The following is a 20,855-nucleotide window of genomic DNA, read 5'->3' as shown; positions in this document are numbered from 1 at the left end:
ACTCGACATTATGATTTATTTACAGCTTAATTACTATTGACAAAACTAATACCTTAAGTTGTTTCTATAGGGTTAGATCCAATCTTATTAGTTAAGATTAAATAATCGCCATTCAGAGCAAAGTTATTTTCTCCTTGAACTAGCCTTCCGACTGAATTATGCTCAGATCCAATTTTGTTAGGGTAGACAACAACTGGTGACTGAGAAAAGGAATATGTAACGTCTTCGTTAGGAGCCAAAGACTTCTTTTGTCCGTTAATATCATACTCGACGTCAATACCCGATTGATTGCCGAGAGAGTAGTCAGCACCACCTTCAATGACGGCTGCTTCTTCAAGAGTTAATTCGGTGAACAGTTGTTCTTGACCAACAGCACAATAGTTAGAAATAGAAGTGATCTTGTCGATATTTGACATGGTTTTTCTTGTTGATTGTAATTGACTGAAATTTCTGGAAATAGTTTTTTTCCAGATCAACTTGTTAGTTACTGGAGTTTCGACTAATTTCAATACTGAAAGCTCAAATGTATTACTAGACATGAAGTAGAGTTAATTCACTCCATTTGTTGTCTATTTGATACAGCGAAATCTCAAAGCATTGCTGGGACTTAAATAAAGTAAATTGACTTAAGTTTTAGTCTAAACTTCTAAATCCATAAAGAATGCTACTATGCAGCAACCAACCAGTTAATAATTGCTTTATATATTGAAACAAAAACAGGAGTATATGATGGCGATCGCATCCTCCCGCTTTGCAAATTATACCTGAAGTAGATTCGCACCAGGGACATTTCATTTTGTGATTCAGGTAGTCTATGACAGATACTTATCTGGAAGCATATAGTATAAAAAAAGACTGTTCAGGTAAGTTTTTATTGCTCAACAAAAGAACAACTGTATGTGAGTGGAAATTAAATTCAACTCTTAATTCCCTTTCGCACTATGTGGTAGTCCTCTAAATACCTAGAATCAAATACTTCAACTGACGCGGGCGAAAACGTAGTTGCGGGTACGAGAATCCACGGGGTTAGTAAAGATTTTATTTGTAGTACCAAATTCAATCATTTCAGTAATGCGATTTTCATTCCTATAAAAGAAAGCCGTAAAATCAGATAGGCGAGGAACTTGCTGCATGTTGTGGGTAACTATCACAATTGTCAACTCAGAGCGCAAGTTATGGATTAGATGCTCAATTTTCATACTACCGACAGGATCAAGACCTGAACAAGGTTCATCCATCAACAGAACCTTCGGTTTGACTGCTAAAGCACGGGCAATACATAATCTTTGTTGTTGACCGCCTGAAAGCTCTAAAGCAGACTTGTGCAGATTATTTTTCACTTCATCCCAAAGTTCGGCAGCTTTGATGGCAGATTCAACAATTCCATCTAATTCTACTTTCGGATGCCATCCAACTAATTTCACCCCATAGGCAACATTATCGTAAACGCTCATGGGAAAAAGATTTGGCTTAGGAAAAATCATACTAACTTGGCGACGTAAGCGATTAATGTTGACACGACGCTCATAAATACTCTGTCCGAAAAATTCTACTCTTCCTTCAACCCTCACTTCTGCTTCTAATTCACTCATGCGATTTAACGATTTAAGAAAAGTAGACTTGCCACAACCACTAGAACCAATAATTGCCGTGACTTGGTTTTGGTAAATATCCATTGACACGCCTTCAACTATCTTTTGAGTGTCGTAATAGAAGCTGAAGTTTTTGACTCTGATGGCTGGAATTAGTTTACTCATATTCCTAAAACGTGTAAAACAAAACTTGACTAAGTAAAACAGTACAAATCAGCATCGCTGTTTCATTATGTTACTACCAAAAGGAGATATTCATAGAAATTACGTAGCTATACAGTAGTCCTACAGCAGATAAACTGTTAGGAAGTATTTATATTAAGACTGTGTGCCAAAATTTATTTTTTACAGACTTTTTATACCTACCTTTTGCACTTTAAGCTATATGCCATCTTTTCCTATTAAAAAAGATTTAGGCTGGTTCGACTTAAAATAGCTATGTAGAAATAAAAATATTAATATTATATACCCCTTATGGGTAGTGAAAAGCTAGGACATACCTCAACCGAAACGCCCTGAAATGTAGTCGCGGGTGCGGGGGTCTAGTGGGTTATTAAAGATTTGCTCTGTAGCGCCAAATTCAACCATTTGACCAATCCGACTTTCATCGGTGCTGAAGAAAGCCGTAAAATCAGAGACGCGAGCGGCTTGCTGCATATTGTGGGTAACGATCGCAATTGTCAACTCAGACTGCAAACTGTGGAGCAGTTCCTCAACTTTCATGGTAGCAATGGGGTCAAGAGCCGAGCAAGGCTCATCCATCAGCAGAACTTTCGGCTTGACTGCTAAAGCACGGGCAATACATAATCTTTGTTGTTGACCACCAGAAAGCCCTAAAGCTGATTTATCCAGCTTATCTTTCACTTCATCCCAAAGAGCAGCGCTGTGAAGTGCAGATTCGACAATCTCATCTAATTTTAATTTTGAATACCTGCCTGCTATTCTCATACCGTAGGCAACATTTTCGTAAATGCTGATCCCAAAAGGATTCGGTTTTTGGAACACCATACCAATTTGGCGGCGTAACCGATTGATGTTGACACGAGGAGCATAAATATTTTGACCAAAAAATTCTACATCTCCTTCAACTTTCACAGGCCCTTCTAATTCGCTAATGCGATTAATAATTTTGATGAAGGTAGATTTTCCACAACCACTAGGGCCAATAATTGCGGTTACTTTATTTTGATAAATATCCATTGACACCTTTTCAATCGCTTTTGTTGTGCCATAGTAAAAGCTGATATTTTTAACTTTGATAGCTGGAATTAGGTTATTCATACTTGCCCAAGGTACAAAACAAAACAAAATTTATTTTTACTTGATTCTTTTCTGTCTAATAACTAAGCGAGAAAAAATACTGACACATAAAATTAAGCTGAGTAAAACTATAGAAGTAGTCCATACTAATTGGCTTTTTTGGGGGTCGGGATCGTTGTAGAGGTTAAAAATCAATACTGGTAAAGAAGCTGTTGGACTTAACAATCCTTCTGACCAATCTAGACTAAATAAGGCAGTAAAAATTAAGGGTGCTGTTTCACCAGCAGCACGAGCTACAGCTAATAAAATGCCTGTAGTAATTGCGGGGATTGCAGCAGTGACAACGATGCGAAAAGTAGTTTGGAAGCGAGTTCCGCCTAAAGCAGCAGAGGCGAGGCGTTGAGATGTGGGAATAAGTTTTAAGGATTCTTCTGTTGTCAGTATAATCACAGGTAGCATAATCACGGCTAAAGCAAAACCACCTGCGATCGCACTAAATCCTTTAGTTACCAAAACTATCACACCATAAGCGAATACGCCTACAACAATTGAAGGCACGCCTGTCAGAATACTGCTGATAAAACGAACAAGTCCAGCGATTGGATTAGTTTGACCAAATTCTGCCAAGAAAATTCCTGTGATTATCCCTGTGGGAATGCTTAAAATAGCACCAATTACCACCATGATTATGGTTCCCAAGATGGCATTGCCAAAGCCATTGTCAATCACTGCTTTGACAAACATGTCTGATTTCAGTCCAGATATTCCCCGGACGAGAATTTCCCACAAAATTGATAATAAAGGAATGAGTGCTAGACCTGTCAAACCAAAGGTGATCGCATTCATTGCATAAGTAAATATTACTCGTTCTGTTGGCAGAGGACTGCATAATTCTGTAGCCAGAGATTCATCAGTTTCTGACTGAATATAACCACTCATATTTTTTACATTTTTGATTGATAAACGTTTCGTTACACTGAGATAAAAAATTATATCTGAGTTATCAAAATTGTTTTTTAACGAATAAGAAAGTATATAAACAGAAAAAAGAAAATTGAATAGATATTTTAATCTTGCTATATTTGATATTTAGACTGTTGCATATTTATGTATATGTTAAATTTAAATAGGATTATTTATTTTTCTTACCAACCCACTTTATCAATAGTACAGCGCCAATATTTACAACTAGAGTCAACCCAAACAAAATCAATGCCAAATAGCTTAAAGCGCCTATATGCAATCCCGGTTCAGCTTCGGCAAATTCATTAGCTAATATAGAGGGAATTGTATAAGCTGGATCGAGTAAAGAAGCACTGATTTGAGCAGAGTTGCCAATCACCATAGTGACAGCCATTGTTTCACCCAAAGCACGTCCTAAGGCGAGCATTGCTGCACTGACGATTCCAGAAAATCCTGCTGGTAGCAAGAGCCGAAAAATTGTTTCCCAACGGGTGCCACCCAAAGCCATAGATGCACTACGTAATTCTTTAGGGATAGCCATTAAGACATCACGAGTAATTGCTGCCATTGTGGGCAAAATCATAATGGCGAGAATAATTCCAGCAGTCAACATATTTGTCCCAGAAGGATCTTCTGTATTAAACAGTGGTATCCATTTAAAAGTGATGGCTAGCCACTTTTGAAGAGGTTCTAGAACTGGAATAAAGACAAAAATTGTCCACAAACCAATAATGACACTGGGAATTGCTGCAATTAATTCAACAACAAATGCTAAGGTGATTCGTAGCGATGAAGGTAAGAAATTTTCACTCGTAACTAAGGCTACTGCTATTCCCACTGGGACAGCGAATAAAATAGCGATCGCACTACTTACCAAAGTTCCATAAATATAGGGTAATGCACCAAAAACCTGATTACCTGTATCCCAATCTTGTCCCCACAAAAATCCCAGTCCAAACTGCTTAATGGCTGGTAGAGCTTCGTGTAAAATTACCCAACTCATCAAAAATAGCACTGCAACGGTAATCACGGCAAAAAAGTATACTAGCCATGTAAAACTTTGGTCAAACCAAAAATTTGTGCCGCTGATAGCTGTTAAATTGAAATTTTCATCGCCTAGATTTGAATCATGTGATGAATTTCTGCCGCTTGGTTGCGATGAATTTGCCATTACAAATCAATAAAATCAATTTTTTTATTATTAATAGATTGAGTTGTTAACTCACCCTATTAGAAGAGGAAAGTAGTAAGATGATCCCCCTAACCCTGCTTAAAAAGGGGGGATCTTAAAAGTCTCCTTTTTAAGGGGGTTGGGGGATCTCTTCTACATAAGTCCTAAAGATTGCAAATTAAGGTTTGACAGAGCTATTCACTGTCTGAAGCACCCGATTTGCCACATCAGATGGAATTTTGGTGTAGTTGAGGTCATCGTTATATTGTTGACCGTCTTTCAATACCCAATTAATCCATTTCTTAATAGCATCAGCTTTAGAAGCACTAGCATACTGTTTGTAAACCATAATCCAGGTCAGACCGACAATCGGATAACCTTGTCCTGGATCTCCTATAAAAACGCGGTAGTTGTTTGGGAAAGTGACAGTTGACAAAGCTGCATTTGCAGATTCTAAAGAAGGAGCAACAAATTCTCCTTTCTTATTTTGTACCAATGCTGATTTCAGATTGTTTTTGATAGCGTAGGCATATTCAACATAACCAATAGAACCAGGAGTACGAGATACTAAGGCAGCTACGCCTGGGTTGCCTTTGCCTTTGAGGACATTTGGCAGATTCCATTTTGGAGCAGTGTTAGTTCCAACTCTGCCTTTAAAATAACCACTGGTAGCACTTAAGTGGTTAGTAAAAATGAAAGTTGTACCGCTACCATCGGCGCGAACAACAAATTTAATTGATTGATTTGGTAGATTAGCACCTGGATTATCAGCTTTAATTTTTGCGTCATTCCATTTAGTAATTTGACCTGAGAAAATTGCTGGTAGTGTACTGCGGGACAATTTAAGATCATTAACGCCTGGAAGATTGTAAACCACAGAAACGGCACCGCCTGCTGTGGGTACTAAGATTACACCGTTCTGGACTTTAGCGATTTCATCATCTTTCATTGCAGCATCACTACCACCAAAGTCAACGGTTCCAGCAGTAACTTGACGAATACCACCGCCACTACCAATTGCTTGGTAGTTAATTTTCAAGTCTGGATATTTCTTCTTCACTTCACGAGCATAGCGTTCGTAAAGCGGAGCCGGAAAAGTTGCTCCTGCACCATTGAGAGTTTCAGCTTGTGCGATCGCACCAAAAAATGGACTGAGTGCAACAGAAGTTGTCACCACTGAAGTAGCAACGACACGATTCAATATGATGGTCGAAAAAATCATATTACCTCTGATTAAAGGAATATTTTCCTGCTGTAACTTCAGTTTTAAATAGGTTACATTTTTTATGGTTAAAGTTTAATTAACAAGTAATAAACAAACAATTAAAATACGTTTAAATATTACTTTCAAACATTTTTGTGCATATTGGTCTTTGATTGACTAGATTAGTTATCAAAAATATGCCGAGGAAAAGTTTAAGCTTAGTTTGAATAATTAAAATTGAGTAAATAACACACTTTCAAAAATATCACTTTAGGAGTTAACAAAATCTAAACTATCAATTAAATAAATAAATTTTTGATTGATAGACCTTAATTTTTTGTTTTAATGGCGATTATTGTTGCCTTTTTATGCTGCTAGACATTATCCCCTCGAAACTTTCCGCATAATATCTAAATCACGACATTATACGGAAAATTTCAGATTTATATACAGCCAGACCTACACAAATTGTTGTCTTCTGTTACTCTTGGGCTAAAAGATTAATGCTAAATTAATCCGATTAATATTTATTACAGAGTTACCTTTAACCACCTAAAAATATTACCTTTTCACATAGTTAAGTCATAATCAGTGAAGTCTTAACTGAAAATTATTTCCTTGATTCTAAAATATTTTTTAAATTTATCAATCCGTCACCATCTAAATTCTTTCATCTTTGCTTGCGGCTACAATATAGCACCAAAAGTACAAACAATCCCATTCCTGCCAGATATTTAATTGCATCAGGTACGCTAGGATTAGGGGAAAAAAAGCCTTCGATCGCACCAGCAATAATCAACATTGGTACAATCCCAAATACTAACTGCACTGCCTGATAACCGTAAAATTTCACTGCATCCCCACGGCGATATTTACCAGGAAATAAAATTGCTCTTGCTAATAAAAATCCTGCACCCCCAGCAAAAAAGATGGCGGGTAATTCCAAGGAACCATGCGGCAACACAAACGCCCAAAAAGGATAAGCCAGATTATTTTGAGCAACCAAAGTGCTAAGAGCACCAATCAATAAGCCATTAAATACCATCAAATAAGCTGTGTATGCTCCAACCGTGAAGCCACCAGCAACAGCCCCAAAAGACACCGACAGGTTGTTGATCATGATACTGCTGGATGCTAGAGGTTCAACGCCGACAATTGACCCCATCCACAATTTATGCTCATCTCGCACCTTAGTAATCAAGCTTTCAGGTACTATCAATGATATAAAGCTGGGGTTTTGCCAGGAATACCACCAAGCCACTAGTGTCCCCACCAGAAACAGCGCCGTCGCCGCAGCAATATATGCAAATGTTTTCTGAACTACAGATGGTAATCCCCAACTGTAAAATTTTCGGATTGCCTGCCATTCCTGGCGCCGCGAACCTTGGTAAATCTGCGTATATGCACGAGTTGTTAAAGATTGTAAACTTTGTATCAAAGTATTGCCGATTTGCTGAGTGCGGGCACGAGCTAAATCTGCCGCTACTGAACGATACAAACTCGCTAACTCTCTAATTTCAGCTGCCCGTAAGGACTTTAACCCTTTTTTTTCTATCTGCCTTAATAGGGCATCCAAACGCTGCCAATTCGGTTCTCGTCGCGCAATCCAACGTTGAATATTCATGAATTTCGGGAACACTGAGTTTAACTTAGCTTAAGATATCCTCAAATTCATCTCCGTAGTTTCAAGGGAAATTTGCCATTATGTCTGAAAATTTTGGATCTCCCGGTCAGATACAACCACTAAGTGTAGGGAATGTTGTCAGTGCTGCGGTACGGTTGTATCGTTCTCATCTAAAGACTTATTTGAAGCTGGCTTTAATTGCTCACTTGTGGATTATAGTTCCGATCTATGGCTGGGCAAAATATGCAGCCATTTCTGGACTAATTTCACGCTTGGCTTTTGGAGAATTGATTTACCAACCTGAAAGTGTTCAAACTGCTAGCAGCCATGTTAATCCGCGTCTGTGGTCATTTTTAAGAGTTGGTTTCCAAGTAGGAATATCTTTGCTTTTAATTTATTTTGGACTGGCGTTCGCGGGTGGTATCTTGGCTACCTTGCTGGGAGTAGCATTAGGACGGATATTCGGTAGTAGTACAGGCATTATAGTCGCAACTACATCGGTAATAATTGTTACAGTAATTGTGCTGTTGGAACTAACCAGGTTCTACTCTCGTTGGGTAGTAGCTGAAGTACCACTAGCAGTTGAGGAAAATATTAATGGTAGCGAAAGTGTTGCGAGAAGTTGGGAATTAACTAAAGCTTCAGTACTTCGCATTCAAGGCGTCGTTTTAGTTGCTTTTGTAGTTACACTGCCGTTGGTGTTTGTATTAAACTATATACCCAGCTTATTTCTCTTAAAGCTTGAGCAAGGTTCTATTATCTATGGAATTGTGTATTTTATTTCTTGGATCGGCAGTTTAGTAGGTGGAGTTTTTGTAATGCCATTCTGGCAAACACTAAAAGCTGTTTTATACTTGGACTTGCGTACTCGACGTGAGGGTCTAGGTTTGCAGTTACGAGAACCACCCTCGCAAGATTTTCGTTAACTCAACACCTTAATTTAACTCTATTAATTTTGAATTAGTTAAAATATGCGTTTTTTTAATCGCATCACATTCCAGACTCCAGAAAGTGTAGAGTTGGAATTCACTTTAGCGGGAATCGGCAATCGAGCTTTAGCACTGTTAATTGACTATATAGTCTTGACTGTGACCTTGCTTGTGTTTTTACTTATCTGGACTATCTTTTCGACGCAACTGTTCAATTTTTTTGAGGATTTTCTTACGAATGCTCAGAGTTTAGGACTTTGGTTATTAGCAATTTTCTTCATTATCGCTTTTGCAATTTACATCAGCTATTTTGTATTTTTTGAAACCTTATGGTTTGGGCAAACTCCTGGTAAACGGTTTGCTAAAATTCGCGTAGTTCGAGATGATGGTAGACTCATCGGGCTACAACAAGCAACGCTACGTGCCTTACTGCGACCTTTTGATGAGACTTTGTTTATTGGCGCATTTTTAATTATGTTGGGGCGTCGAGAAAAGCGCTTAGGTGATTTAGCAGCTGGTACAATTGTGATTCAAGCCCAAACACCTACTGCATCAGCGACATTAACAATTTCAGAACAGGCTAAGGTACTCAATCAGCAGCTAATCAAAATTACTGATTTATCACAATTGTTACCCGATGATTTTGCAGTGATTCGTGAGTATTTGCAGCGACGTGGTGCAATGTCGTTAAAGGCAAGAGCATCACTATCTCTAAAGTTAGCCGAGCAAGTTAAAGCTATTATTAATTTAGAAAACTTGCCAGAAGCTGTTACACCTGATGTATTTTTAGAAGCTGTTTATCTGGTTTATCAACAACCGGAATTTTAGGCTGGAGATTTTATTTAGAGCATTGACAATCGCTTTTAGATAGACAGGATTTTAATAAATTTATCTAAAGTTGATGAGTAATTTAGCCAAAATGCATTTACAATACCTTTATTAACTGACTTTAGACAATTGCTTCATTTTAAAGAAGACATAACTAATAATCAGTAGTCAGTGGTTAGTAAGTGGAAACCACTGACTACTAACTACTAAGTAATTACTTAAAAATCTAAAATCGGCCAGTCTGGTTGGCGATAATAGCGTGTCATATTGTCAAACTTTCGCAATTCGACGCGATTGATCACAAATTCTGGCAAATTCAATAGCCATTGTTCATTCAATTGAGAAAGCATTGTGCTGAAACTTGTACGGTCTAAGTCAGATGAAACCTCTCCAAAATAGGCTAATGTAATATGGGCTGTGAAGTGATAATGCTGCTCAATACCCAAAGCAATTAACTTGGGATTTTGATAAATTGTTCGGCGAAATTTAATAATTTCTTCGTAGCAGCGTTCATCTTGGGGTACTAAACAAACGGCCACAGCTCTTGGCATCACTATCAGTCCCAGCATTTGCCATTGAATCGGATGACTTCTATTTGTCATCAATTGTTGATATTGCTGAAATATTTCGGCTAAACAAGAGTGTAACTCCTGGTCAAATTTGGGATTTTTTTCGCAGGCGTCAAGGTAAGCACTGTCCCAAATTAAATCCGCTAAAGTCAGATGGAAGCTAGCAGGAGGTACAGGTACAATTAAATTACGGTTTACAGGCAACTGTAAAAGTTCCTGTTGGTAAGTCTGTAATTTGGCATAGAAAGCAGAGTTTTGTAATTCTTCTTCTGCCGGCAGGGTAATTAGCGAATAGCCAGGAAAGGACGCTGCTTGTCTCAACCCAGAATGTGGCTGAAATTTAGAAGATTCCTGAATATGCTGGACTTGGGATCTGTAGGCTTCTGGCAGCGTCAGTCGTGCTAACCGATTTAAGTAAGTTTGATAGTTGTCGTCCAATCTTCATAGCCTCATGCTCTCACTTGATAGATTTTAGGGAAAATTATCCCGATTAGCAGAGTCATTTAAAAAGTATTTAGTTTTTGGGTGTGAGGAGTGGGGAGTTAGGAGTTATAAATATTAACTCTTCACCAATGCCCAATGCCCCATCTACTAATACCATTTCACGAAATGCTTGATACAAATGATTTATCTCTAACTCTTTCCCCCTGCTTCCTGCTCCCCTGCTGCCTAAAAGTGAAATGGTATAAGAGGTTTATCTATGCCAATCTATGTTTACTGGGGTGAAGATGATTTTGCCATAGAAAAAGCGATCGCTCTTTTGCGCGATCGCGTCCTCGATCCCCAATGGATAAGTTTTAACTACACTTCATTCCCCCCAGATCAAGCTGATGCTGCGATCCAGGGGTTAAATCAGGTCATGACACCCACTTTTGGCGCTGGTGGGCGCTTGGTATGGCTGATAAATACTACTCTTTGCCAGTACTGTCCAGACAATGTGTTAGCAGAACTGGTGCGATCGCTACCAGTCATTCCCGAAAACTCATTTTTATTGCTCACCAGCTGGAACAAACCAGATGAACGCCTCAAATCTACGAAATTGTTAAAACAATTTGCTACCGAATTCCGAGAATTTCCCCTCATTCCCCCTTGGAAAACAGAATTGCTGGTGCAATCTATTAATCAAGCAGCCCAGACTGTGGGCGTGAAACTGACTGCCAATACTGCCCAGTTATTGGCAGAATCTGTAGGAAATGATACACGCCTTCTCTACAATGAGTTAGAGAAATTGCGGCTATATGCTCAAGGTAGCAATAAGCCTTTAGACACAGATACCGTTACGAAGTTAGTAAGAAATACTACTCAAAATAGCTTACAATTAGCAACAGCAATCAGAACAGGAGATACGGCTAAAGCTTTGACAACTTTGGCGGATCTGCTCAATGCTTCCGAGCCAGGATTACGGATAGTTGCCACACTGATTGGACAATTTCGCACCTGGTTATGGGTGAAGATTATGATGGAAAGTGGTGAACGCAATCAACAAGCGATAGCTATTGCTACTGATATCGGTAATCCTAAACGGATCTACTTCTTACAGCAAGAAATTAAGCTGCTTTCTGTGCAACAGTTAATCTCTTGCTTACCCCTACTACTGGAGTTAGAAGTAAGCCTTAAGCAAGGAGCATCAGAAATCTCAACACTCCAGACTAAAATAATCGAACTTTGTCAAGTATGCCGAGGAAATTGACAATCAAATATAAAAGTTTGATGTATTGAGCAGTTGCTGGAACTTCCAACTCTGAAAATAATTCAAAGTCCTTATAATATCCCTGATGTAGTTTTGTGCCATACACTATATGAAAAAAATTTCCGATTTATTTTCCCGACATAGCCGAAAGCGAATCCTTTCCCAATCATTCTTTTTTGGCGCGATCGCTACTGTGGGTGTGATTTACAACGCTTTTTCATTGACTTCAAAAGCTTATGGTCAAACTCCACCGCCAATAGTTAACAATACTGAAATCACCAGCTATGCTCAAGCCGTGCTAGCAATGGAGCCAGCCCGTCAAAATGCCTTTGAAGAAATTAAAAAACTTATTGGCAATGGAGAAATTCCCAAGATTGTTTGTAACGATTCTAACAGCTTCAATGGTCTTCCCAAGAAGGCTCAAGATATTGCAGTGAATTACTGTACCCGCGTTGGAAAAATTGTTGAAGATAATGGTTTGAGCTTTGAGCAGTTCAACAAAATTACTATAGAACTACAAAATAACAATATATTATTAAAGCGCCAGGTTTCCGATGCCCTATTACGCCTGCAACAACCTGCTGAGTCTCGGTAGTTAAAACTTACATAAAAATTCCACTAGCCATAGATTGTTCTGACTTTTCACAATTTTGCTTGTGACAACTCGTGCGAATTATAAAAATCATTCAGTCGCCACGCAAAACTTTGTTTTCATACTGGGTTGAGCGAATAATTACTAATTCATAATTCATAATTCAAAATACTGTATAGTAGCCCACACGCTCATCAAAAACTTAGTGTTCAACAAGATAATGGAGAGTAGTGAGCTACTACTGATTGTAATTTTGAATTATCAATTATGAATTATTTCGACATTACTTATTCTGTTAGTTGATTAGCTTTATTTCTGATATAACCCCAAGCAAGTTGTCAAACAACTGGATGAAAAAATACAGTTAACAACTTGCATTTTACAAATCAATTCTGATTGCAATACTACTATTCAACTACAAAACATGCTTGGCGCTTGGTATGAATATTTTTCATGTGCTTTTTCACTGTGTTTATGGTGATATAAAGCTTAGTAGCAATTTCTTTGTAACTGTAGTTGCTTTTATAGAGAAACCAAATTTCAGCTTCTCGTGGCGTCAGGTCAAATTTTTTAACTTCAGTGAGTGCTACATTTTTCATAGACTCATACTGGTTTTCTACAGTCACTAATAAGCAAGGTAGTTCAAACCCATCTAAATCTAACAGTCTCACCCTAATACGAAAAAAAATTGACTTATCAAGCACAATCTCATCCGACAGAATGATGAGTTTATCAGAAAAAAAATCCCGACTGCTAAGTAACGATTTACAAAGATTCCAGATGGCTGGTGGTAGAAAATTTTGGTTGAAATTGCCTTGATTGAATTGACAACAAAGGCGATGAGCAGATGCATTAGCATGAATTACTTCGCCAGTTTGGCTTAAAATTAATATACCGTCTTCTAAGCCTTCAATTACTTCTTGTAAAAAATCAGCTCGCTTCGAGTCATGTAAGTCAATACTATCTAGCTGTTGTGGTTCAGCTAGTGTTTGTACTACTGTCTTTGTTAGGGCGATCATAAAATACTCAAGTGACAGTTTATGTAGCCTACTTAAATTAAGTTAGGTTACATAATTTCAATACAACTCCTAAATTGCCTATTTCGGAAGCCGCTTTAATACGCTTCGGATATTATTTCCGTCCAGAAGCAACTTATACTAAGTAGCGATCGCCCCAAAACATAGTAATTATTGATATTTAAATAAAATATACACATAAATATTTTTATAATGACGGTATTCACAAATTACGCTAAATTGCCAAGAAAAAACTGTTTTTTGGTAATTGAGAAAAATTTGGAATTTTAAATAAATTTTGAGATTAAGAAAAAGGGAATCGGACAGAATTTAACTTATATTTCCTATTCTCCATTTCTCTAAGTCCGTCCAACAAGACTGGCGACTACTGTAACTAACTCAGCGGCTTCAATAGGTTTAGGTAAATGCAGCTGATAACCTTCTTGTATCGCTCGCATCCGATCCTCTGCCCTAGCATCAGCTGTCAACGCTGCTGCGGGAATATTTCCTCCTAGTTCTGGTGGTTGCGATCGCACTTTGCGGATCAAAGAATAACCATCCTCTTGGGGTATACCGATGTCACTGACTAAAACATCTGGTTTCCATTGTGTAATTACCTGCAATGCTTCTGGAACTGATGCTACTGCTTTAACTTCGGCTTGGCACTGTTCAAGGACTGTGGTGATGAATTCACGGGTATCGATTTGGTCATCTACAACCAGCACGCGCACGCCCAAGAGGGAGAGGGGTAGAGGGGGAGAGGGAGAGAAAAGCAAAGAGGCAAAATCAGAAAGGGGCGGGTTCTTCAGAAGTGGTAGTTTGACTGTAAACGTTGCTCCTTGCTGTTCACCTGGACTATTTGCGTGGATAGTACCGCCATGTAATTCTACTAAATGACTGACGATCGCTAATCCTAGTCCTAATCCCCCATAGGTTCTAGTGCTAGAACTATCAGCTTGACGAAAGCGATCAAAGACGTAAGGAAGAAAGTCAGGACTGATACCAATGCCTGTATCAATCACCTGAATTTGGGTATATTTATCCGTTGTCTGTTGTTTTTCTGAGCCAGTGACTACTGACAATTGCACCTCTACCCGTCCTCCTACGGGTGTGAATTTGATGGCATTGGATAGCAAATTCCAGATGATTTGTTGCAAGCGATCAAAATCACCGGAAACTAAGAATTGAGAATTTTCGCCAAGCTTGCTGTCCTCTAAGTGTTGACTGGTTTGGGATTGTGCTTCTGGAGATTCTAGATTTTCGTGATTGATTCCTAATCCCCAATCGGAATTTGGCGCGAAACTAACCACGGGGAGTATCCCGGGTGGCGCATTTCGCGTTTCTTTTGAGGGAATCAAGGAAAATCTCAAATCGATTTCCTTGGACTGGGCGGCTAGACTAACAGTCTCGATGGCTGACTCAATTATCCCAACCAAATTACAAGTACGGACATTGAGGCGTAACTTACCTCTAATCATCCGCGATATATCCAGCAGGTCTTCAATTAGCTGGGTTTGCGCTTTCGCATTCCGCTCAATTGTCTCCGTAGCCCTAGCCATTTGAGTTTCACTGAGCTTGCTTCGTTGCAGTAATTGCGCCCAGGCAAGGATGGCATTGAGGGGCGATCGCAATTCATGGGACAATATCCCTAAAAATTCATCCTTCATCCGGTTGGCTTCTTGCAACTGCTCAGTTTGTTGTTGCAAAGAAGCAATTAAACTAGCCCGTTCCATTGCGATCGCTATTTGGTCGCATACTGCTTGCATCATCCCCTTTTGATTGTCGGTGAAGCTTAACCGAGTGCGGCTACCAAAAGAAAGAGTACCCAACAGTCGTCCTTGAGCAATCAATGGGTATGCATAATAAGCATTAATGCCTAAAGAGCGAATCAATTCTGTTTTCTCTTCAGTGGATTGCTGCACATTCTCTACAGCTATGGGATGGCGTGAGAGCGCTACATGACCACAAACCGCTTCACCAAATGCCAAACATTCAATTTCCTTAGCCATCTGCTGGGAAATGCCACTGTAAGACCGCAACCGCATTACTTGAGAGTTATCCTCAGCCAAATAGTTAAAGTAAACATCTAAACCAATTTGGTCTTTTAGTTTTTGGTAGACGCTATCGATTAGTATTACTGGTTGCTGGCTTGATAATAAATCGTTGGCTGTATCAAATAGTAGATTTAGCCTTTTGTAACCTAACGAGAGTGCTTTTTGTGCCTTCTTAAGGTTGCTGATTTCTTGGAACACCAAGATACAGGTAGCCGGATGACCATGCATTGCTGGCAGAGTATCAGCAAATACCAGTAGAGAACGCACACCAGCAAGAGTGTGCCAGTCTAGCTCCAATCCATTCAGGCGTTCGCCAAGGGCAACTCGCACTCCTGGCATTTGCTCATTGGGAATGCGATCGCCAGCCGCATTCGTGTAGTGGTAAACTGTGTGATAATCTGCGGCTGGTACACCTTTGGGAAATTCCCCCCCAGCTAATTCGTCAGCAGAGCGATTGGCAAAAGTTACCCGCGCCGTTCCTGGTTCAATAAACAACAAGGGTCTTGGCATCAGATTTAACACATCTTCTAGCCATTTTTGCTGTTTTAGGAGTACTTCCTCTGCCTGTTTGCGCTCCGTAATATCTAAAAATACACCAACGCTTCCTCTGGTTTTACCCTCTTCGTCAAACAGGGGTGCAACGGACTCCAACAGGTTGACAATTTTTCCATTTTCATGAACGACATCGAGTTCACAATCCAGAACTTCAACACCATGAGTTGCAGAGTATTGCATTGGGAGTTCCTCTGCTGAGAGTTCCTTCCCTTCTCGGTAGAATTTAAAGCTTGTCGGTTTTTCGTGACTGGGAGCGTTGAGGGAGGCATTTGTATCTGACGATATCCCCAACTGCTTGGCAAAAGCAGGGTTGACCTTGATATTTTGGCATTTTGAATCTTTGGCAATGCCAATTCCAATGGGAATTACTTCTAACAAAGTTTGTAACTCAGTAATGCGGCGTTGTAGATCCTTGTTTAGTTGTAAGATTTGTTCTTTGGCTTGCTTTTGTTCGCTGATGTTGCGAGTCACAGTTGCTAAGGCAATTGGCTGACCTGTGCTGTTATCTGTAACAGTGAAGATGTTGTAATCAACTGGTATCGGTTGACCTGTTTGGAGGTGGCAAAAGCAGAATTCTCCCTGCCAGCGCCCTTGTAATAGCACAGTCGGCAGTATATGTTCTTGAAAATAGGCTTTGTCTTTGGGCATGACGTAATCTAATACTGCCTTTTGCCTGACTTGATCAAGGCTGGCAAGCCCTACCAGCTTTTGACCTGCATCATTTATGTAGAGTAATTGACCCTCAAGGGTGGCGATGCCGATAAAGTCAGAGCTATTTTCTACCAGCGATACTAATTTTTGTTGCTCTGCTTCTGCATGCTTGCGTTCGCTCAAGTCAAGGATAAACGCTACTGACTCTTCCCGATTTTCTCCTAGCAGCACGTAACCAACTAAAACCGGGATGCGGCTACCATCCTTGCGAATATATTCTTTCTCGTAGGGCGTACAAGCAGCGTTGGTGCTTCCCTTTGCTTCAGCGACACCTTGCTCATCCAAGTATAGATACTCTGGTGGTGTGATATTGCGCCAACTTAATCTACCTGTTAACAAATCCTCCGGCGTGTAACCAATCATCCTCAAGAATTCGTCGTTTGCCTGCTGGATACCGCCATATACGTCGCCAAACAGAATACCGATGACATTAGCATCTACGAAACTCCCCAGTTTAGCTTCGTAGGTTCTCAGTGCTTCTTGGGCAAGGTCGCGTTGATGGCTAAGGCGTTCAATAACCGCCGCACTTTGCCAAATCAGAATAGTAAAAATCACAATCAGGACGATCGCAAACACCGATACTGCAAATGCCAGATCGTATTGTCCTGCTCGTTGACCTTCAACAATGAGCCACCCCAATATAGAAGGTACTGCGATCGCGGCAATTAATAAACGACGTGCAAGTAAGCCGCCGTCGGTATCACTTGTAACTACTCTCATTAACCCCTGTTCTGCCCGCGCCCACAGAATGCCCATACTTAATAAGAGGAACAACACTGCTGTGTGTAAGGCCATTGATGTTGTATAAGGGGCAAGTCCGTAGAGAACTTTTACTTTATAGGCATAGCCCATGAGCGCCTGAAAGGAAATTAAAATAACGATCAGAGCGATAATCTGGGCATACCAATAACTGCGGTGGGTTTTTGGATGAACCAGAAACTGTAGAGCGACGCTGACCAGCATAAAGTTCACTGCTGTGTTCACTCCCATTCGCCCTGAATGCGATGTCGCTATACTAGTTAGCGAATCACGAAACAGTAGCTCGTCAATGCCGAAATTCCAGCTAAACAGATATTCACAGAGTGTGAGCGCAGCAATTATGGTGACAGCTATTGCACAGACGTTAGAAATTAGAAGAGTAGGGAAGTGGGGAAATAATTTTGAGTCGCACCTTTGGTGCCCTTCCAGCGATCTGAACTTCGGTGATTTTAAATTGTTTTCCCCTGCTTTTAAAAATAGCCATAGCGACACACCACACAGCACAAAACACAGCGCTGTGTTCACTTTCATTGTGGCAGGACTACCAGCGAAGCCGCGTTTGAGAACTTCAATGCCAAGCCACCAGCCAACTAGTACCAAGCTGCCAACAAAAACAGCGATCGCACTTGCGACTTTTGCCACAAGTGAATTTGTAAGGATTTTAGATATATCTTGCAGCTGCAAGCGGTTAATATTTAACATTGGGTGTTCTCTAACCGCATCTATCTAGCGTAGTAAACTTACGTATTTCTTACGGTTTAATCATTTCTATCTTTTGTATTGTATGTTACCCCTTGACTTGCTTTTCATCTACCTCTATGCATATTTTTCGTTGCACAATTTAGAGTAGGAAATAATGGTGGCTCAAAAAACCACCTTTGCGAGTACTTCAAAATTGCAGAGTATGTCGCTTACCATCATCTTGAAAACGTTGCTCTCCAACGCCAACAAGTTCTACAGTCACTTCACGCGCTGGAGGTGTCCATTCCCCAACTCTTGCTCCAATTTCCACTACTATTTGGTTTGCTTCTGTAAATACGCTTATATTTGTTAGCGAAAAATACTTATCTTGATACTCGTTTGTCTGTCCATCATCTTCAAATAGCTGATATTCGTTATTACCAGGCCAAATCCGTAATCGGATCTCATCAAGTGGGGCTTGATCAACGTATTGCCTGACAGGTTGCATGGGAACGATCGCACCACTACGGACATACAGTGGCATTCTTTCTAGTGGTGCATGAGCAAGAATGTGAATCGGGCCTTGATAACGCTCACCACTCCACCAATTATACCAAGTGCCTGCGGGTAAATAGACAGCTCGATGCTCAACTCCAGGGCGGTAAATTGGTGCAGCCATTAGCGACGCACCTAGCAATACTTGATCGTAGAGGCTATAGGTTTTCGGATCGTTGGGGAAATGGTACAATAATGGTCTTAAAATCGGTGCGCCCGTTGTTGCCGCTTCCCAGAAAAGACTATAAATGTAGGGAAGAAGTTGATAACGTAGATTAATATATTCTCGACAGATATTTTCAACGCGATCGCCAAATACCCAAGGTTCATGACGAGCAGTAGACATTGCTGAGTGACCGCGCATCATTGGGTAGAGCATTCCTACCTGCATCCAGCGAGCGAATAATTCAGCTGTGGCGTTACCAGCAAACCCGCCAATATCGCAACCCACAAACCCCACACCCGAAAGTCCCATATTGCAAAGCATCGGTAGAGACATTTCTAAATGCTCCCACAACGATTGGTTATCTCCCATCCACACAGAAGACCAGCGTTGCACACCAGCATAACCTGATCGCGTTAACACAAACGATCGCTCAGAGCTTCGATGCCGTTGCAACCCCTCATAGCAAGCTTTAGCCATCATCAACCCATACAAGTTATGCACTTCCGTATGAGTCACATCAATTTTAGATTTCGGATTTTGGATTTTGGATTGAAAGTTCTCCTCCTCTCCCCCTGCTCCCCCTGCTCCCCTTCCCCCCTGCGGTGCATCTAGCGGAAACCAAATTTTTTCACCTTCATCGCCAAAGGGGCGATTATTAATGGCAGGTTCATTCATATCATTCCAAATTCCTGCCACACCAACATCAGTTAAGCTTTTGTGTAAATCAGCCCACCAGTTAGACACGTCAGGACGTAAAAAGTCAGGAAAAACAGCTTTCTCAGGCCAAACGTAGCCGTGGAACAACGCACCATCGACTTTACGCACAAAATAGTCGTTTTCTAATCCTTGGTCAAAAACGTGATAATTGCCTTCTGGTTCATACTTTACACCAGGATCAATAATTGTGACTGTTTTGAAACCATCCTCTGCTAAATCACTAATAAGTTTTGCCGCGTTGGGGAAACGCTGTGGACTCCAGGTAAATACCCGATAACCCCGCATATAGTCAATATCCAAGTGGATGACATCGCAGGGAATGCGACGCTGGCGAAATTCCTTTGCTAGTTCTCGCACAACGGTTTCTGATTCGTAACTCCAGCGACATTGATGATAACCTAGCGCCCATTTCGGCGGTAATGGCATTCTCCCAGTTAGCTGAGTATATGTGTCCAGGATTTGGGCTGGTTCGGGGCCGTAAATAATGTAATAATCCAATTCACCGCCACGAGTTTCCATCTTCCAAATACCTGGTTGTTCAGCACCGATATCGAACTGACTCCAAAAAGTGGTATTGAAAAAGATGCCATAGCTGACCTCTGGGCGCAAAGCCATAAAAAATGGAATTGCCTGGTACATTTCATCAGTCAATGCATCATAATCTAAAGAATCCGTTGTCCAGTTGGTTTTTACTTGGCTGAGTTTATCCAGAAAGCCTGTGCGTTCACCAAAGCCATAGAAATGTTCATCGGCTGCAATTTGTTTCCATCCTGCAACTGCGCCCATCCGCCAACCTATACCCATCTCTGCATCTTGGGCAAAGGGACGATTAGCTTTGTCGAAACAGGCGATGCGACACTTTTCTCGCTGGACGCACACACGAATCTGTGCTGTCTCAATTTCTACTGTTGCTTCAGTTTCCCGGACTGCAAAAGGTGTTGTCGCCCATTCTGCATCATCCAGCGTTACTGCCCAAGAACGGCGGGGTATAAATTCCCCAGTCAGTGCCAAACGCACGCGGATTAAATTGGGAGCAAGTACGCTGATGGTAAGGCGTGAGTCGCCACAGTCAAAATTAATAATATTATTGTCCCAGGTTACAGCTTTTACATTGCTAACTGTTGTCCAAGGTTGGTTAGTAGTAGGTAGTTTTCCGAAATATTGCGGCATATCAGTTATTCAGCAGATTAATACTTGTCCGCATTCATGATTACAGAGA

15 protein-coding genes are annotated in these 20,855 nt (G+C 40.5%); 4 read left to right on the top strand and 11 right to left on the bottom strand.

Going from position 1 to position 20,855, the window contains the following annotated elements; translation table 11 throughout:
• Nucleotides 1-53: 53 nt before the first annotated feature.
• The 7 genes from V7L29_RS16990 to V7L29_RS16960 all read right to left on the bottom strand — a co-directional run bounded on the left by V7L29_RS16990 (nucleotide 54) and on the right by V7L29_RS16960 (nucleotide 7,814).
• On the bottom strand, nucleotides 54-539 hold the full coding sequence (locus V7L29_RS16990; protein WP_334736226.1) for a hypothetical protein: 486 nt from the start codon (nucleotides 537-539) through the stop codon (nucleotides 54-56).
• 438 nt (nucleotides 540-977) lie between these two features.
• Complete coding sequence (locus V7L29_RS16985) at nucleotides 978-1,757, bottom strand: phosphate ABC transporter ATP-binding protein (protein ID WP_334688399.1); 780 nt, start codon at nucleotides 1,755-1,757, stop codon at nucleotides 978-980.
• Nucleotides 1,758-2,093: 336 nt separating this feature from the next.
• Nucleotides 2,094-2,873 (bottom strand): phosphate ABC transporter ATP-binding protein PstB, encoded by a 780-nt coding sequence (gene pstB, locus V7L29_RS16980; protein ID WP_334736225.1) that lies wholly within the window; start codon nucleotides 2,871-2,873, stop codon nucleotides 2,094-2,096.
• A gap of 36 nt (nucleotides 2,874-2,909) precedes the next feature.
• Nucleotides 2,910-3,791 (bottom strand): phosphate ABC transporter permease PstA, encoded by an 882-nt coding sequence (gene pstA, locus V7L29_RS16975; protein ID WP_334688397.1) that lies wholly within the window; start codon nucleotides 3,789-3,791, stop codon nucleotides 2,910-2,912.
• A gap of 193 nt (nucleotides 3,792-3,984) precedes the next feature.
• Complete coding sequence (pstC, locus tag V7L29_RS16970; protein ID WP_334736224.1) at nucleotides 3,985-4,986, bottom strand: phosphate ABC transporter permease subunit PstC; 1,002 nt, start codon at nucleotides 4,984-4,986, stop codon at nucleotides 3,985-3,987.
• Between the two features lie 178 nt (nucleotides 4,987-5,164).
• Entirely contained in the window at nucleotides 5,165-6,208 is a 1,044-nt protein-coding gene (gene pstS, locus V7L29_RS16965; RefSeq protein ID WP_334688395.1) for a phosphate ABC transporter substrate-binding protein PstS, read from the bottom strand.
• Nucleotides 6,209-6,860: 652 nt separating this feature from the next.
• Nucleotides 6,861-7,814 carry a stage II sporulation protein M gene (locus tag V7L29_RS16960; protein ID WP_334688394.1) on the bottom strand — a complete coding sequence of 318 codons (954 nt, stop codon included), beginning with the start codon at nucleotides 7,812-7,814 and terminating at the stop codon, nucleotides 6,861-6,863.
• An 80-nt stretch (nucleotides 7,815-7,894) separates the two neighbouring features.
• On the opposite strand from V7L29_RS16960, the gene V7L29_RS16955 reads away from it, so the two are divergent.
• Together V7L29_RS16955 and V7L29_RS16950 are read left to right on the top strand one after the other, a co-directional pair.
• Complete coding sequence (locus V7L29_RS16955) at nucleotides 7,895-8,740, top strand: hypothetical protein (protein WP_334736223.1); 846 nt, start codon at nucleotides 7,895-7,897, stop codon at nucleotides 8,738-8,740.
• Nucleotides 8,741-8,785: 45 nt separating this feature from the next.
• Nucleotides 8,786-9,571: an RDD family protein gene (locus V7L29_RS16950; RefSeq protein ID WP_334736222.1), complete on the top strand. Its 786-nt coding sequence runs from the start codon at nucleotides 8,786-8,788 to the stop codon at nucleotides 9,569-9,571.
• A gap of 218 nt (nucleotides 9,572-9,789) precedes the next feature.
• Here the strand turns inward: V7L29_RS16950 and V7L29_RS16945 are convergent, their stop codons facing one another.
• Nucleotides 9,790-10,578 carry a DUF1868 domain-containing protein gene (locus V7L29_RS16945; protein ID WP_334688391.1) on the bottom strand — a complete coding sequence of 263 codons (789 nt, stop codon included), beginning with the start codon at nucleotides 10,576-10,578 and terminating at the stop codon, nucleotides 9,790-9,792.
• A 262-nt stretch (nucleotides 10,579-10,840) separates the two neighbouring features.
• Between V7L29_RS16945 and holA the strand changes: the two genes are divergently transcribed.
• On the top strand, nucleotides 10,841-11,830 hold the full coding sequence (holA, locus tag V7L29_RS16940; protein WP_334736221.1) for a DNA polymerase III subunit delta: 990 nt from the start codon (nucleotides 10,841-10,843) through the stop codon (nucleotides 11,828-11,830).
• A gap of 109 nt (nucleotides 11,831-11,939) precedes the next feature.
• Nucleotides 11,940-12,425 carry a DUF4168 domain-containing protein gene (locus V7L29_RS16935; RefSeq protein WP_334736220.1) on the top strand — a complete coding sequence of 162 codons (486 nt, stop codon included), beginning with the start codon at nucleotides 11,940-11,942 and terminating at the stop codon, nucleotides 12,423-12,425.
• A gap of 404 nt (nucleotides 12,426-12,829) precedes the next feature.
• Here V7L29_RS16935 and V7L29_RS16930 read toward each other — a convergent pair whose 3' ends face one another.
• The 3 genes from V7L29_RS16930 to V7L29_RS16920 form a co-directional block, all read right to left on the bottom strand.
• The gene (locus V7L29_RS16930) at nucleotides 12,830-13,441 is read right to left on the bottom strand and encodes a helix-turn-helix transcriptional regulator (RefSeq protein ID WP_334736219.1); all 612 of its coding nucleotides are present in this window, start codon (nucleotides 13,439-13,441) and stop codon (nucleotides 12,830-12,832) included.
• 356 nt (nucleotides 13,442-13,797) lie between these two features.
• Nucleotides 13,798-18,219: a PAS domain S-box protein gene (locus tag V7L29_RS16925; protein WP_334736218.1), complete on the bottom strand. Its 4,422-nt coding sequence runs from the start codon at nucleotides 18,217-18,219 to the stop codon at nucleotides 13,798-13,800.
• A gap of 187 nt (nucleotides 18,220-18,406) precedes the next feature.
• Nucleotides 18,407-20,806: a glycoside hydrolase family 31 protein gene (locus tag V7L29_RS16920; protein WP_334736217.1), complete on the bottom strand. Its 2,400-nt coding sequence runs from the start codon at nucleotides 20,804-20,806 to the stop codon at nucleotides 18,407-18,409.
• Nucleotides 20,807-20,855: the final 49 nt, after the last annotated feature.

The sequence above is a fragment of the Nostoc sp. genome, assembly GCF_036916575.1.
GTDB lineage: Bacteria > Cyanobacteriota > Cyanobacteriia > Cyanobacteriales > Nostocaceae > Nostoc.
This window is presented reverse-complemented; position numbering and strand designations above follow the sequence as displayed.

Excerpts from the sequence above, each read along its gene's own strand:
- V7L29_RS16955 (WP_334736223.1), top strand. The coding sequence starts at position 7,895 with ATGTCTGAAAATTTTGGATCTCCCGGTCAGATACAACCACTAAGTGTA.
- V7L29_RS16960 (WP_334688394.1), bottom strand. The coding sequence starts at position 7,814 with ATGAATATTCAACGTTGGATTGCGCGACGAGAACCGAATTGGCAGCGT.
- V7L29_RS16990 (WP_334736226.1), bottom strand. The coding sequence starts at position 539 with ATGTCTAGTAATACATTTGAGCTTTCAGTATTGAAATTAGTCGAAACT.
- V7L29_RS16925 (WP_334736218.1), bottom strand. The coding sequence starts at position 18,219 with ATGTTAAATATTAACCGCTTGCAGCTGCAAGATATATCTAAAATCCTT.
- holA (WP_334736221.1), top strand. The coding sequence starts at position 10,841 with ATGCCAATCTATGTTTACTGGGGTGAAGATGATTTTGCCATAGAAAAA.
- V7L29_RS16950 (WP_334736222.1), top strand. The coding sequence starts at position 8,786 with ATGCGTTTTTTTAATCGCATCACATTCCAGACTCCAGAAAGTGTAGAG.
- V7L29_RS16930 (WP_334736219.1), bottom strand. The coding sequence starts at position 13,441 with ATGATCGCCCTAACAAAGACAGTAGTACAAACACTAGCTGAACCACAA.
- pstC (WP_334736224.1), bottom strand. The coding sequence starts at position 4,986 with ATGGCAAATTCATCGCAACCAAGCGGCAGAAATTCATCACATGATTCA.
- V7L29_RS16935 (WP_334736220.1), top strand. The coding sequence starts at position 11,940 with ATGAAAAAAATTTCCGATTTATTTTCCCGACATAGCCGAAAGCGAATC.
- V7L29_RS16985 (WP_334688399.1), bottom strand. The coding sequence starts at position 1,757 with ATGAGTAAACTAATTCCAGCCATCAGAGTCAAAAACTTCAGCTTCTAT.
- pstS (WP_334688395.1), bottom strand. The coding sequence starts at position 6,208 with ATGATTTTTTCGACCATCATATTGAATCGTGTCGTTGCTACTTCAGTG.
- V7L29_RS16920 (WP_334736217.1), bottom strand. The coding sequence starts at position 20,806 with ATGCCGCAATATTTCGGAAAACTACCTACTACTAACCAACCTTGGACA.
- pstB (WP_334736225.1), bottom strand. The coding sequence starts at position 2,873 with ATGAATAACCTAATTCCAGCTATCAAAGTTAAAAATATCAGCTTTTAC.
- pstA (WP_334688397.1), bottom strand. The coding sequence starts at position 3,791 with ATGAGTGGTTATATTCAGTCAGAAACTGATGAATCTCTGGCTACAGAA.